At 68.9% G+C, this 14,465-nt stretch carries 13 protein-coding genes; 2 read left to right on the forward strand and 11 right to left on the reverse strand.

The window, feature by feature from the left end; all coding sequences use genetic code 11:
- The 3 genes from secA to H7I41_RS28070 form a co-directional block, all read right to left on the reverse strand.
- On the reverse strand, positions 1–2,676 hold a 2,676-nt coding region (secA, locus tag H7I41_RS28060; RefSeq protein ID WP_264015925.1), incomplete at its 3' end, for a preprotein translocase subunit SecA.
- 171 nt (positions 2,677–2,847) lie between these two features.
- On the reverse strand, positions 2,848–3,519 hold the full coding sequence (gene hpf / locus H7I41_RS28065; protein ID WP_302471839.1) for a ribosome hibernation-promoting factor, HPF/YfiA family: 672 nt from the start codon (positions 3,517–3,519) through the stop codon (positions 2,848–2,850).
- Between the two features lie 298 nt (positions 3,520–3,817).
- Positions 3,818–4,447: a ComF family protein gene (locus tag H7I41_RS28070; protein WP_264015926.1), complete on the reverse strand. Its 630-nt coding sequence runs from the start codon at positions 4,445–4,447 to the stop codon at positions 3,818–3,820.
- Between the two features lie 94 nt (positions 4,448–4,541).
- Here H7I41_RS28070 and H7I41_RS28075 point away from each other — a divergent pair, with 94 nt between their 5' ends.
- Complete coding sequence (locus tag H7I41_RS28075) at positions 4,542–5,852, forward strand: DUF2252 domain-containing protein (protein WP_264015927.1); 1,311 nt, start codon at positions 4,542–4,544, stop codon at positions 5,850–5,852.
- Between the two features lie 26 nt (positions 5,853–5,878).
- Here H7I41_RS28075 and H7I41_RS28080 read toward each other — a convergent pair whose 3' ends face one another.
- The 8 genes from H7I41_RS28080 to H7I41_RS28115 form a co-directional block, all read right to left on the reverse strand.
- Positions 5,879–6,934, reverse strand: coding sequence for a substrate-binding domain-containing protein (locus H7I41_RS28080; RefSeq protein ID WP_264015928.1), 1,056 nt, complete (start codon positions 6,932–6,934; stop codon positions 5,879–5,881).
- Positions 6,935–7,104: 170 nt separating this feature from the next.
- Entirely contained in the window at positions 7,105–7,551 is a 447-nt protein-coding gene (locus H7I41_RS28085; RefSeq protein ID WP_264015929.1) for a QcrA and Rieske domain-containing protein, read from the reverse strand.
- 17 nt (positions 7,552–7,568) lie between these two features.
- Positions 7,569–8,144 carry a DUF6529 family protein gene (locus H7I41_RS28090; RefSeq protein WP_264015930.1) on the reverse strand — a complete coding sequence of 192 codons (576 nt, stop codon included), beginning with the start codon at positions 8,142–8,144 and terminating at the stop codon, positions 7,569–7,571.
- On the reverse strand, positions 8,134–8,664 hold the full coding sequence (locus H7I41_RS28095) for a hypothetical protein (protein WP_264015931.1): 531 nt from the start codon (positions 8,662–8,664) through the stop codon (positions 8,134–8,136). The genes H7I41_RS28090 and H7I41_RS28095 overlap by 11 nt, the downstream gene beginning before the upstream one ends.
- Positions 8,665–8,696: 32 nt before the next feature.
- Entirely contained in the window at positions 8,697–10,448 is a 1,752-nt protein-coding gene (gene lpqB / locus H7I41_RS28100) for an MtrAB system accessory lipoprotein LpqB (protein WP_372503819.1), read from the reverse strand.
- A 5-nt stretch (positions 10,449–10,453) separates the two neighbouring features.
- Entirely contained in the window at positions 10,454–12,103 is a 1,650-nt protein-coding gene (mtrB, locus tag H7I41_RS28105) for an MtrAB system histidine kinase MtrB (protein WP_264015933.1), read from the reverse strand.
- Positions 12,104–12,125: 22 nt separating this feature from the next.
- A complete protein-coding gene (gene mtrA, locus H7I41_RS28110; protein WP_264015934.1) occupies positions 12,126–12,812 on the reverse strand; it encodes a two-component system response regulator MtrA in 687 nt (228 codons plus the stop codon).
- Between the two features lie 50 nt (positions 12,813–12,862).
- Positions 12,863–13,492, reverse strand: coding sequence for a dTMP kinase (locus tag H7I41_RS28115; protein ID WP_264015935.1), 630 nt, complete (start codon positions 13,490–13,492; stop codon positions 12,863–12,865).
- A gap of 167 nt (positions 13,493–13,659) precedes the next feature.
- On the opposite strand from H7I41_RS28115, the gene H7I41_RS28120 reads away from it, so the two are divergent.
- Complete coding sequence (locus tag H7I41_RS28120) at positions 13,660–14,451, forward strand: WXG100 family type VII secretion target (RefSeq protein ID WP_264015936.1); 792 nt, start codon at positions 13,660–13,662, stop codon at positions 14,449–14,451.
- Positions 14,452–14,465: the final 14 nt, after the last annotated feature.

Raw genomic sequence — 14,465 nt, forward strand, 5'->3', positions numbered from 1 at the left:
CGGAGGCGCGTCGTTGTCGATCCCCTTGGCGCGCAACGCCGGTGCGGGCGGCCGCTCCTTGGTGGCCACGCCGCCCTCGCCTGCGCCGCGCTCCTGCGCCTGGGCCGCGGCAGCCTTGGCGAAGTCGGCCAGACCGCTCGGCGCCGCCACCGGTGCGACGGCGGGCGCGGGGGCGGCCTCGACGGTGACGTTGAACAGGAAGCCGACCGACTCCTCCTTCAGCGCGTCGAGCATGCCCTTGAACATGTCGTAGCCCTCGCGCTGGTACTCGACCACCGGGTCGCGCTGGGCCATCGCGCGCAGGCCGATGCCCTCGCGCAGGTAGTCCATCTCGTAGAGGTGTTCGCGCCACTTGCGGTCGATGACATTGAGCAGCACGTTGCGCTCCAGCTGACGCATCGCGCCTTCGCCGGCCATCTCCTCGAGTTGTTTCTCCCGCTCGGCGTAGGCGCGTTCGGCGTCGGCCACGAGCGCGTCGAGCAGCTCTTCACGGGTCAGCTCGCCGGGCTCACCGACAGCGTCGGAGTCGACCAGGTCGTGGTGGTCGATCCCGACCGGGTACAGCGTCTTGAGCGCCTCCCACAGCTTCTCCAGGTCCCAGTCCTCGGCGTAGCCCTCGGCGGTCGCGCCGTCGACGTAGGCGGTGATGACGTCGACGAGCATCTGGTGGGCCTGGTCCTGCAGGTTCTCGCCCTCCAGGATGAGGCGACGTTCCCGGTAGATGACCTTGCGCTGCTGGTTCATCACCTCGTCGTACTTGAGGACGTTCTTGCGGACCTCGAAGTTCTGCTGCTCCACCTGCGTCTGGGCGCTCTTGATGGCGCGGCTGACCATCTTGGCCTCGATCGGTACGTCGTCGGGCAGGTTGAGCCGGTTGAGCAGCGCCTCCAGCGTCTCACCGTTGAACCGCCGCATCAGCTCGTCTCCCAGTGACAGGTAGAACCGGGACTCGCCCGGGTCGCCCTGACGGCCGGAGCGGCCGCGCAGCTGGTTGTCGATGCGGCGCGACTCGTGGCGCTCGGTGCCCAGCACGTACAGCCCGCCGACTTCGATGACGTCCTTGGACTCTTCGACGTGCTCTTCCTTGACCTGCTGCAGCGTCGCCTCCCACGCCGCTTCGTACTCGTCGGGCGTCTCGACCGGGTCGAGACCCTGTTCACGCAGCCGCTTGTCGGCGAGGAAGTCGACGTTGCCGCCGAGCACGATGTCGGTGCCGCGACCGGCCATGTTGGTGGCCACGGTGATCGCGCCGAGCCGGCCGGCCTCGGCGATGATGCCGGCCTCCTGCTCGTGGTACTTGGCGTTGAGCACGTTGTGCGGGATTTTGCGCTTGGTGAACTGGCGCGACAGGTACTCGGAGCGCTCGACGCTGGTGGTGCCGATCAGGACCGGCTGGCCCTTCTCGTAACGCTCGGAGACGTCGTCGACGACGGCGATGTACTTCGCCTCTTCGGTCTTGTAGATCAGATCCGACTGGTCCTGGCGGACCATCGACCGGTTCGTCGGGATCGAGACCACGCCCAACTTGTAGATCTCGTGCAGCTCGGCGGCCTCGGTCTGGGCGGTGCCGGTCATGCCGGAGAGCTTGTCGTAGAGCCGGAAGTAGTTCTGCAGCGTGATGGTGGCCAGCGTCTGGTTCTCGGCCTTGATCTCGACGTGCTCCTTGGCCTCGATCGCCTGGTGCATGCCCTCGTTGTAGCGACGGCCGAGCAGGACGCGGCCGGTGAACTCGTCGACGATGAGCACCTCGCCGTTGCGGACGATGTAGTCCTTGTCGCGCTGGAACAGCTCCTTGGCCTTCAGCGCGTTGTTGAGGTAGCTGACCAGCGGCGAGTTGGCGGCCTCGTAGAGGTTCTCGATACCGAGCTGGTCCTCGACGAACTCCACCCCGAGCTCGTGCACGCCCACGGTGCGCTTGCGCAGGTCGACCTCGTAGTGGACGTCCTTCTCCATCAGCGGGACCAGGCGGGCGAACTCCGGGTACCAGTTCGAGGCGCCGTCGGCCGGGCCGGAGATGATCAGCGGCGTGCGGGCCTCGTCGATCAGGATGGAGTCGACCTCGTCGACCACGGCGAAGTTGTGACCACGCTGCACCAGGTCCTCGAGCGAGTGGGCCATGTTGTCGCGCAGGTAGTCGAAGCCGAATTCGTTGTTGGTGCCGTAGGTGATGTCGGCGGAATACGCCGCCCTGCGTTCATCAGGGGTGAGCCCGGAAAGGATGACGCCGACGTCGAGCCCCAGGAAGCGGTGCACCCGGCCCATCCACTCGGCGTCGCGTTTGGCCAGGTAGTCGTTCACCGTGACGACGTGCACGCCCTTGCCGGACAGCGCGTTGAGGTAGGCGGGCAGCACACAGGTCAGCGTCTTGCCCTCACCGGTCTTCATCTCGGCGACGTTGCCGAAGTGCAGCGCGGCGCCACCCATCACCTGCACGTCGAAGTGCCGCTGGCTGAGCACCCGCCACGCCGCCTCGCGGGCCACGGCGAACGCCTCGGGCAGCAGGTCGTCGAGGTCCTCGCCGTCGGCGATGCGCTTCCTGAACTCGTCGGTCTTGGCCCGCAGCTCGGCGTCAGACAGCTTCTCGACGTCGTCGGACAAGGTGTTGACATAGTCGGCCACCTTCTTCAGGCGCTTGACCATGCGGCCTTCACCGAGACGGAGCAACTTATCGAGCACGGATTTCCCCTGTGGGTTGACGTATCAGACGGAGTCCATGGTAGAGGTCGCGACTGAGAGCTCGGCCCTCCGCGACGTGTTGGACTCCGAAACAACGCCGAGAGCCCCGCGACACCGTCGGCGTCACGGGGTTCCCGGCGATCAGGCCGCGGCGGCTCAGGCCGAGCCGGGTCAGGCCAGCCGGATCAAACCGTAGTCGTAGGCGTGCCTGCGGTAGACGACGCACGCGCGGTCGCTGTCCTTGTCGTGGAACAGGAAGAAGTCGTGGCCGACGAGCTCCATCTCGTAGAGCGCGTCGTCGACGGTCATGGGTTTGGCGGGGTGTTCCTTGGTGCGCACGATGCGGCCGGGTTCGTGATCGTCGACCGGGGCGCCGTCGGACACCGGTTCGGCGGCGGACTGGGGCGGGTCCATGGCGGCGGCGAGCGCGGTGGCCTCGGCCACCGACACCGGGCGCTTGTCTCCGTAGTGGATCTTGCGGCGGTCCTTGCTGCGGCGCAGCCGGTTCTCGAGCTTGCTCACGGCGCCTTCGAAGGCGGCGTAGAAGCTGTCCGCGCACGCCTCACCGCGCACCACTGGCCCACGGCCGCGGGCGGTGATCTCCACGTGCTGGCAGTTCTTTCGCTGGCGGCGGTTCTTCTCGTGGTCGAGTTCGACGTCGAAGAGGTAGATGCTGCGGTCGAATCGCTCCAGTCGCTCGAGTTTCTCGGCGACGTAGACGCGGAAGTGATCGGGGATCTCAACGTTGCGGCCGGTGAGGTTGACGTCCGCCTTCGGCTCTGGGGCCGGCTGGTCCTCCTCGACCACCATCGTTCGGTCTGATTCCACGGATTGAATTGACATACTTGGCAACTCGTTTCTCTCGCGCGTCGCACGCAGTGCGTGCCGGGTGGGTCACGATTCGCGCCGCAGGAGAGGGGATTGCAGAGATTTCTTCCGCGACCAGCGGCGCAAGGTGTCGACTACTCACCTCCTACCGTGGTGCGGCGAAGTGGCGCTGACTGCTGAGCGCCGCCGTGAAGGTGTTCACGGGTGGTTGTTTGCGACGGTAGTCGTTGTTCACCCGGTCGTGCCAGTGATTTCGCGGACGTGTTTTCAGTTCTTCACGCGGGGTTGACCCAGGGGTGATCCGGCCCGCCCGTCAGGCGTGCGCCAGCGCGAGCACGGCGAGCACGTGGGCGCCCGCCTCCTGCAGCACGCGGGTCGACTCGGCGGCCGTGGCGCCCGTGGTCACGATGTCGTCGACGAGGACCACGGCTCCGGTGACGGGCCGCAGCAGCCGCACCCGGCCGGCGATGTTGCGCGCCCGGTCGGATCCGGACAGCCCGACCGAGTCCCGGGTCCACGCTGTGAGTCGCAGCGCCCGGACGAGGTCGACACCGGGACGTCCGGCGACCGCGATCTGCCCGATCCGGGTGACCGGGTCACCGCCACGGCGGCGTGCGGCCGTCCGGCGGGTCGGTGCGGGGACGACGGTGACCGGCGCCTCGACGATGCCCCACCGCAGCAGCTGCCCGAGACCTGTCGACAACGCACGACCCAGCGGCGCGACGAGGTCGGCGCGGCCGCGCTCCTTGACGGCGACGACGGCGTGCCGGCGGGCGCCGACGTAACGGCCGAGCGCGAACACCGGCACGCCCGGGTCCACCCGCGGGGTGATCACATGCGGGGCATCGGGTGGCACCCGCAGGTCGACCGCGCACCGCGCGCACCAGCGGGTGGACGGTGCACCGCAGCCACCGCACTCCAGCGGAAGCACCAGGTCGAGCATGAGGGCAGTGTCGCGCCCGGGACCGACAGCCCCGGCTGCCGGGCAGTTCACCGACAACCGCACGCCCGGGTTCCGCACGCGCTGTACTGGGACCATGCCGCAAGACGAACGTGAGTCGTTCATCGTCGACTGCCTCGTGAAGGCGTTCAAGGAACTCATGGACGCCGACCCGGACGCCTTTCGCACGAAGTTCCGGAAGATGGCCGCCGAACCGTTCGCGTTCTACCGCGGCAGCGCCTGCCTGTTCTACGCCGACGTCGCCGCCCGCGACGACAGGTGGGCCGATGAGCGCACCAGCCGGGTGTGGATCCAGGGCGACCTGCACGCCGAGAACTTCGGCACGTACATGGACGGGTCCGGTGTGTTGATCTTCGACGTCAACGACTTCGACGAGGCCTACGTCGGGCACTTCACCTGGGACCTGAAGCGGTTCGCGGCCAGCGTCGCGCTGATGTGCTGGCAGAAGGCGCTCTCGGACGAGGAGATCTCCAAACTGATCGACACCTTCGCCCGTGCCTACGCCGACCAGATCAAATGGTTCCTCGACGAGGACGACGACTCGAGCTTCTCGCTGAACCTGACCACCGCTCGCGGCGCCGTGCTCTACACCTTGCAGAGCGCCCGCCTCTCGACGCGCTCCGAGATGCTCGACCGCATCACCCGCGTCGACAAGTGGGACCGGCAGTTCCGCGAGACTGCCGGGGTGCGCCGCCTGGACGACGGTGAGCGCGCCAAGATCGAGTCGGCTTTCGACCGCTATCTGCAGACGATCCCGCGCACCAAGCGGTTCCAGGGCATCACGTACGACATCAAGGACGTGGTCGGGAAGAGCGGTCACGGCATCGGCAGTGCGGGGCTGCCGACGTACACCGTGCTGATCGAAGGCTTCAACCAGGCGCTCGACAACGATGCCGTGCTCTCGGTCAAGCAGGGCAACGTCGCCGCGCCGAGCCGTGTCCTCACCGACAGCCGGGTGCACGACTACTTCATCCATCACGGGCACCGCACCGCGGTGTCGCAGCGCGCGCTGCAGGCCCATGCCGACCCGCTGCTCGGCTACACCGACCTCGACGGGAAGGGATTCGTGGTCAGTGAATTGTCGCCGTACGAAGCCGATCTCGACTGGAGTGAGCTGACCGAACCCGATGAGCTGGGCGAGGTCGTCGAACAGTTGGGCCGGGCGGTGGCCAAGGTGCACTGCGTGGGTGACACCGACAGCGACCAGTCGCTGGTCGACTTCCAGACCGAGGAGGCCATCGACGCGGTCATCGGTGACCACCTCGACGAGTTCGTCGACGACCTGGTGTCGTTCGGCCTCGAGTACGGCGCGGTGGTGCGCGACGATCACCGCCATTTCGTCGAGGCGTTCCGCGAGGGGCGGATCCCCGGCATCAGCTCGTCCTGACGGCGTCGTCCGCGCCGCCCCGTCCGTCAGAAGTTGTACTGCGAAACGGTTTTCGCGTCGGCCTCCAAGGACGCGTCACCGACGTAGACGTTGTCGTAGCCGTTCATCTTGGTCAGCGACTCGTACCCGGGTATCCCGAGATCGGTGCCCGCCTCGATCGGCCGGCCCTGTGCCAGCATCAGGGCGATCTGCAGCTGCGCCTCCCCGGCGAGGGCAGGGTCCCAGAAGAAGATCTTGTCGATGGAACCGTCGGCGAGCTGCTCGGCGGCCGAGGACGGAACCGAGGTCCCCATCACGCAGATCTGGTTCTGCCGACCGGCTTCCCGGACGGCCCTGGCGATGCCGGGCACGTCGTTGGCCGCCGAGCCCTGGAAGCCCTTGATGTCCGGATTCTGCGCCAGCAACTGTTTGGCCTTGTCGTAGGCGATCTGCTCGTCGTCGGCACTCTCGATCGGGTCTCCCACCCGCGCCATGTCAGGGAACTCGGCAACCTGCAGATCGCGCGCGGCATCGACCCACTGCATGTGTGTCTTCGCCGTCGGCTCGCCGACGAACTGGACGTATTCGCCTCGCTCACCCATACATTGGGCGAGGTTCTGCATGATCCTCTCACCGAAGGCGGCGTTGTCGAACGCCTCGATGTCGATGTCGACGTTCTGGATACCGGTGGCCTCGTGCGAGACCACCTTGATGCCCTGCCCGCGGGCCTGCCCGAGCACCGCGTGGAGCGCCTCGGGTGAGTTGGGCACCACGGTGATGGCCGTGGGGTTCTGCGGAATCAGGTCGGCGATGATCTGGACCTGCTTCTCCGGGCTGGTGTCGTCGGCACCCTCCTGGCGGGTCTGCACGCCGGTGCGCGCGGCGAAGCTCGCGTCGCCCTCGGCCATGCGGTCGAACCACAGGATGCCCTTGATCTTGACGACGTTGACCATCGTCATGTCCTTCGGGTCCTGGCCGGCGCCGTCGGCCGGAGCACTGCTGCTGCCGGCGTCGTCGCCACCGTCATCGCCCGAACCACACCCCACGAGCGCGGTCGCGGCGACGCCGAGCGCCACCAGAAGAGCCATTCGCCTGTCCCGCATTCCCACTCCTTCGTGACGCCCGCCCGCGTCGAACGGGTCACCACCGAGGTCCGGCGGCGTGAGACGTGGCGTCGTGCCAGTCAAGCAAGTCGACGCCCGAACCGGGCTGTTTCGCGGCCCCCCGCCCGAACACCGGCGCTCGGCGATTCAGCGCGACACCGGGCACACGGTCAGCCGAGGACGATCGAGTCACCCCGGACGGAGACCGCTCTGGTGTCCAACGGCCGAGAGGCGGGGCCGTTCGCGACCGACCCGTCCAGGTTGAATCTGCTTCCGTGACAGGGGCAGACGATGGTGCCGTCGACGACCTCGGACACGGTGCACCCCGCATGGGTACACACCGCGGAGAACCCCGCGAACACCCCTTCGGACGGCTGCGTCACCACGACGCCGTCCACGATCAGGCCGGATCCGACCGGTATGTCGGCAGTGTTCGCGATGCCCTGCACGGTCGGCGGCGCACCTGGGGCGTCCGTCTCGGGGTTTGGGGCCGGTGCCCCGCCCGGCGTGGGCTCCTTGCCGTATGTCGCACACGCACTGAGCACGGTGGCCGCCGCACCGAGTCCGGCAGCGGCGATGAGCTTCTGGCGAGACATCAGGATGTCGTGGAGGAACATCTGTCGAGACCTTCCGTTCAGAACGTCACGCCGGTGGTCTGGAAGAACCACAGCGCCGAGGTGAGCCACACGTAGACGAGCCCGAAGAACACCAATCCGCCGACGATAGGGATGATCCACCCGGGGAGGCCCTTGCGGGTGAGCAACAGCATCTTCGTCACGAATACGCCATAGAAGAGGCAACCGAACAGCGAGTGCAGGAGGACCCTGCTGTCCGACGACTGGAATCCGAGGGCGTACAGGCAGTGCACGGCGACGGGGACGCTGGCCAGTACCGCCAGCCGTCCTGACCAGACATGCGCCGCAGCGATCCACGACGGCGCCCGCCCGCCGGGAATCAACCGGTACATCGCGAACGCCGATCCGAGCTGGAACACCCCGAGGAGTACCGCCAGGGTCGCCAGCCAGGACTTCACCGCCGTCCCGCTGGAGAAGCCCGCGATGTTGACCGAGAAGAATTGCGGCTGATGCGTTCTGCCGAAGACACCGAGTGCCACTGCGACCAGCGCGCCGACTGCGACGGCGATCAGCACGGGCACGCCACCCGACGACCTGCCCGTGCCAGGGGCGCCGATTCGCGTCTCAGTACTCATCGGCGGCGCCTCCCACCCGGGTCGCGGTGAATTCCCACGTCTTCTCGCCGATCCGCAACGTGCCCACCACGGCGGACCCTTCGAGGCGACCCTCCAGGCGGCTCGTGCGGTCCTTGTTCGACAGCGTCACCGTCCCGTCGGTGGCGCTGCCCTCGAGCCACGTCTCGATCGTGTTGACGTCGCACGCATAGGCGACCGCCTTCGGGCCGTCCACCGTGATGTCGAGGGTGAGAACACCACTGCGGGTTGGGATCTCGCCGGCATAGTCAGCGTTGGCAGGGAACGCCCGACGGGGTGGCGCGGGTGGCGGCGATGCCGGCGCGGACGGGGCCGCGACCGACGCGGTGACCGACGCCGAGGCCGGAGGTGCGGGCGGCTCCTCCTTCGACACGTTGACCAAAAGCAACCCTGCGCCCAGAGCGGCAACCGCCCCCAAGGTCGCGACAGGACCCGTCACCTTCATCTGTTGACCCTTCCGTACGCCGGTGCCGCCGTTGAGCGACACATTCGCTGTGCTCAACGGGACAGGGACGAGAAGGGTTCAACGGCAGATCAGCCGGGCAGCACCGGGATGGCGCCGGCGTTCATCAACGGCCGCACCTCCGACCATGCCGGGTCGCCCTCGGCAGCGCTCGAGAGTTGCAGCACCCCGCGCTGGTCGGAGACGTACACCGTGGAGGGGTTGGCGGCCACGGTGGTGACCGGCATCAGCAGGTTGCGGCTCGGTCCGTCGGAGTTGACGCCGTCGAGGTTCACGTACGAGACCGGGTGCTGCGGATCGCGCCGGCTGACGACGATGTCGTCACCGGTGCGCCAGGACAGGGAGACCACGGTGTTGCCGAGGCCGAAGCCGAGGCGACGCGGGTAGTTCAGCAGGAACTGGCCGGTGGGGGTCTGCTCCACGCCGGCCAGGATCACCTGACCCTCGATCACCATCGCCGCGCGCGTCCCGTCGCGGGAGAGCTGCAGCTCGCTGATCGGGCCGGGGAACTTCGTGGCCACCGGCGCCACGTCGACGGGGATGCGGGCAGGCTGGCCCGAAGCGTCCCGGATCACGCGGACCACGTTGTTGCCGTCGACCACCACCCACACCGCGTTGTCCAGCGACCAGCTCGGCCGCGTCAGGCTCCGCGCCTCGAGCGCCTGGCCTGCCGCCCCTCCCAGCGGTCCGATCCACAACGAGGACAACATGTCCGGCGCGCCCGGACGCAGCACCACCACCGACGCCGCGTCCTGTCCGCTGCGCGACACCGCGGCCGAGGCCTGGTTGGGCGCCTGCCCGAACGAGCCTGCGATCCGTGGCGCCCGCTGGCCGTCGAGCGACACCAGCGAGCCGTTGACCAGTGCGTGCAGCCCGGCCGCCGCACCGGGGAAGGCGCCCGGATCGGTGGCCGCCACGTCCGAGGTCTCCCAGCCGTCGGCGAACCGGTCGTCCAGGGGTGCGCCGTCGGCGCTGAGCACGTAGGGGCCGTTGATCCCGGCCCGCGACAGTGTCCAGATGATCTGTGCGGCAAGGAGTTGCCTGCTGTGCGGATCGGTGGTCGACAGATTCTCCAGGTCCACCCGGGCGCCGCCGTAGCCACGGCCGATGCCGGTCTTGCCGCCGTCGGCGCGGGTCACCGGGCTTCGCAGCTTCAGCGGTGCGCCGAGCAGATTGCGCACGGTGTTCGCCATCTCCGGCCGGGGTCCGGCGATCAGCTTGGAGATCAGTTCGGTGGCCAACTGGTCGGGATCGGACACCGCGACATAGCGGGGGTCCGGCACCACGGTGGCGCCGGTGGGGTCGGCGAAGTAGAGCGTGCTGCGCTTGTAGGTCGCCTGGAACTGCTGCCAGTCCAAAAACACGCCGTTGGGGAGCCTGTCGATCCGCCAGCCGCCCGGGGTCTTGAGCAACTCGATGGGGCCGGGGTCGGGCAGCGCGCCGTCCGCGGTCTCGAAAACACCCATGTCCGATAGCGATCCGAGGATGTCGGCGCGCATGCTGACCGAGACGCGGTCGGGCCGGCGAGTCTCGACGAACACCACCCGGTCGATCAGCAGCGCGCTGCCGGCGTCGTCCCAGTCCTGCGACGCCGACTCGGTGAGGAACTGCCGGGCCGCCAGGTGCCGATTGGCCGGATCCGCGGTGGCCTTCAGGAACTCGCGCAGCAGCACGTCGGGATCCATGTTGGGTGTCGGTGTGGGCAGGCTGGGCGGCGCCGGCCGCTCGACCGTCCCGATCGCCTGCGGCGCCGACGAACTCGGCACCCCGGCACATCCCGCGATGGCGACCGCGAACAGCATCAGCCACGCCGCGGTCAGGATCCGCCTCACACGCTCTCCCCCGCCGGTTCGCGCTCCACCGCACCGCGTCGCGGCGCCCGGTCGGGCCGGGTGGGCTTGAGCGGCAACGGACTCGTCGTCACCTTGTGGCCGCGGACCAGCGGCAGCGTCAGGCGGAAGCAGGCCCCCTTGCCTGGCTCGCCCCACGCTTCCAGCCGGCCCTGGTGCAGCCGGGCGTCCTCGATGCTGATCGCCAGGCCCAGCCCGGTGCCACCCGAGCGGCGCACCCGCGACGGATCAGACCGCCAGAACCGGCTGAACACCAGCTTCTCCTCACCGGGGCGCAGCCCGACGCCGTAGTCGCGCACCGTGACGGCGACGGTGTCCTCGTCGGCGGCCATCCGGATGCGCACCGGCTTGCGCTCGGCGTGGTCGATGGCGTTGGCGATCAGGTTCCGCAGGATGCGTTCCGCGCGGCGGGGATCCACCTCGGCGATCACCTCTTCGCCGGGCACGTCGACGATGAGCTCGACGTCGGCGTCCTGCGCGAGATGCCCGACGTTGTCCAGCGCGCTCTGCACGGTGTCGCGCAGATCGACCGACTCCACCGACAGCTCGGCGACGCCGGCGTCGTGGCGGGAGATCTCGAGCAGGTCGTTGAGCAGCGTCTCGAACCGGTCGAGCTCGTTGACCATGAGTTCGGTGGAGCGGCGCAGCGCCGGGTCGAGATCCTCGCTGTGGTCGTAGATCAGGTCTGCGGCCATCCGCACCGTGGTCAGGGGCGTGCGCAGCTCGTGGCTGACGTCGGAGGTGAAGCGGCGCTGCAGGTTGCCGAACTCCTCGAGCTGGGTGATCTGCCGCGACAGGCTCTCGGCCATGTCGTTGAAGGACACCGCCAGCCGAGCCATGTCGTCCTCGCCGCGCACCGGCATCCGCTCGGTCAGATGGCCTTCGGCGAACCGTTCGGCGATCCGCGATGCCGACCGCACCGGCAGCACGATCTGGCGGGCCACCAGCAGGGCGATCGCCGCCAGCAGGCCGAGCAGCACCACGCCGCCGGTGGCCATGGTGCCGCGCACCAGCGCGATGGTGCTCTCCTCGTTGCTCAGCGGGAAGATCAGGTACAGCTCCAGATTGGTCACCGGCGACGACGTCGGGCTGCCGACGATGAGCGCAGGTCCGGAGAAGCCCTCGGTGGTGACGGTGGCGTACTGGTAGCTGACCTGACCGGCCTGGACGAAGTCGCGCAGCGCCTCGGGCACCTGCTGCACCGGCCCGGCGGCGGTCGCGGCGCGCGGCCCGTCGCCCGGGACCACGAGCACGGCGTCGAACGGACCGCCGAGGCCGGCGCCCGCTTCGGCCTTGCGGTCGATGAGGGTGTTGCGGGCCAACTGCAGGCTGCTGTCCAGCGAGCGGCTCTCCTCGCCGCCCACGATGCCGCTGACTGTGTTGCGGGCGCGCTCGATCTCCTCGGTGGCGGCCTTGACCTTCACCTCGAGGATGCGGTCGGTGATCTGACTGGTGAGCACGAAGCCCAGAACGAGGATGACCGCGAGCGACAGCCCAAGCGTGAGCGAGACGACTCGCAGCTGCAGCGACCGGCGCCATGCCAGGCTGAGCGCGCGGCCCAGGGTGCCGAGGCCGCGCAGCAGCGGTGCCGACCGTCGGTGGATGCGGCGTCGCGAACTCCAGATCACGGCGCCGCCCGAGCGGCCACGGTCACGGAGGTCCGGCCTTGTATCCCACTCCTCGAACGGTCAACACCACCTGCGGGTTCTCCGGGTCCTTCTCGACCTTGGCCCGCAGCCGCTGGACATGCACGTTCACCAAACGGGTGTCAGCGGGGTGACGGTATCCCCACACCTGTTCGAGCAGCACATCTCGAGTAAACACCTGGCGCGGTTTGCGTGCCAGCGCCACCAGCAGGTCGAACTCCAGCGGCGTCAGCGAGATCTGTTCGCCCATCCTGGTGACCTTGTGGGCAGGCACGTCGATGTCGACGTCGGCGATGGACAGCAGCTCCGCGGGTTCGTCGTCGTTGCGGCGCAACCGGGCACGCACCCGGGCGACGAGCTCCTTGGGCTTGAACGGCTTCATCACGTAGTCGTCGGCGCCCGACTCGAGCCCGAGCACCACGTCGACGGTGTCGGTCTTGGCGGTCAGCATGACGATGGGCACGCCGGAGTCGGCGCGCAGGACCCGGCAGACGTCGATGCCGTTCATGCCGGGCAACATGAGATCCAGCAGCACGAGATCGGGCCGCAGCTCGCGGACCGCGGTGAGAGCCTGCGTGCCGTCACCGACCACCGCGGTGTCGAAGCCTTCTCCGCGCAGGACGATGGTGAGCATTTCGGCCAGCGATGGGTCGTCATCGACGACCAGGATCCTTTGCCTCATGGTGTCCATGGTGTCACCAGATCGCGACAAAACACTGCTAGCGCGCACCCGCGAGTCGGCTAACGTCCCAGGTCGGCTGCCAGCTGTGCCGGGACGACGTCAGGACCGACGCTGCGCCACGGCCCGCTCCAGTCGCGGGCCGCCAGTTCCCGGTAGACCGCGGCGGTGCGGGACTGCAGCCCCCCGTCGCGCTCGTAGATGTCCTTCGCGCGGGCGACGTCCTGTTCGGCCCGCCGATCGGCGCGGGCGGCGGCCAGTTCCACCGGCACGTCGAGCAGCAGCTGCCAGTCGGGCACCACCAGGCGGAGGCGGTCGTATTCGAGGCTGCGGACCCACTCCACGACCTCGCCGTCGGCGCCCTGGCTGAGCCGGGCAGCGCTGTAGGCGGCGTTGGAGGCGACGTACCGGTCGAGGATGACGACGTCGTAGGCCGCGCTCAGGTGCCCGATCTCGTCGCGGGCGTCGGCGCGGTCGAGGGCGAACAGCACGGCCATCGCGTGGACCGACTGGGCGAGGTCGCCGTGCGCACCGTGCAGGGCCTCGGCAGCGAGGTCGGCGGTGACCGACCGGTGGTACCGCGGGAAGGCCAGGGTGGCGACCGAACGTCCGGAAGACTCGAACGACGCCCGCAGCCCGGTGGTCAGCGTGTTCTTCCCCGCGCCGTCCACTCCCTCGATCGCGATGAGCACGCTGTTCACTTCTCCCGGGTCGCTCCGCTCCTGCCCACCGGCGAGCGTAACTGGTGCGTTCGACCCCCTCTGGCCGTCGATAGGCTTTCATCCGGCCATGTAGCAGCTGAGAGGAAGCTGTGGCGGGCGTATCGGAGCCGGCCGTCTAGTGACTGGGGGTTCGCCGGGTGGGGGGATCGGTAGAGGTCGTCGTCTCGGAGTTGGATTCGGCGGCCGCACGGCTGGCGGACGCCGGACAGCGCCTGCAGGACGGGCTGTCGGCCGTTGACCTGTCGGTCGACGAGCTGTTGGCGAAAGGCTGGAAGGGCGGCGCCGCGACGGCCTACACGGCCGAGTGGGACAAGTGGCACAACGGCGCGGGCCAGGTGGTCCGCGGGCTCCAGTCGATGTCGGAGTCGCTCAAGGCCGCGGGTGCGCAGTACGCCGCGACCGATCAGCAGGCTGCTGAAGCCGTGGGTTCGTCGTTCCAACCGACCGGCGGCGCACCAACCGGCGGGGCACCGAGTGGCAGCCCCAATGAGCCCGATGCGGCGGCGCGTCCCGGCGACAGCGCGGGTGGTGCCGCCCCGAGCAGTCAGGGTGGCACCGGCGCGATGGTCGAGATGATGAACCTCGGGCAGCCGGCGGCGCAGGCCGGACAGGCGCTCGGGCAGGCGACGGGGCAGCTTGCCGCCGGTCTGGCGCAGGCCGCCGCCGGGATCGCGCAGGCCGTGACGGCGTTGGCGCAACAGGCCGCACAAGCCGATGAGAAGGACGACGCGGAAGAGCAGGATGACGAGCGCGAGTCCTCGGATGAACAGACCGAGGATCGCGACGGCGACGAAGCGACCGAGCAGCCGGCCGGTGCGGACGGGCCTGCGGCTCGTGCATCATCGAGCGCTCCGGTAGACGCCGTGCCGCAGTCCTCGCCGACGGCCGTTGTCCCTGCGGGTGTCTCGAGGCCTTCCGGTGCCGGGTAGCGGCGGTGCCCCGC

This window comes from [Mycobacterium] manitobense, assembly GCF_025821665.1.
Lineage (GTDB): Bacteria > Actinomycetota > Actinomycetes > Mycobacteriales > Mycobacteriaceae > Mycobacterium > Mycobacterium arseniciresistens.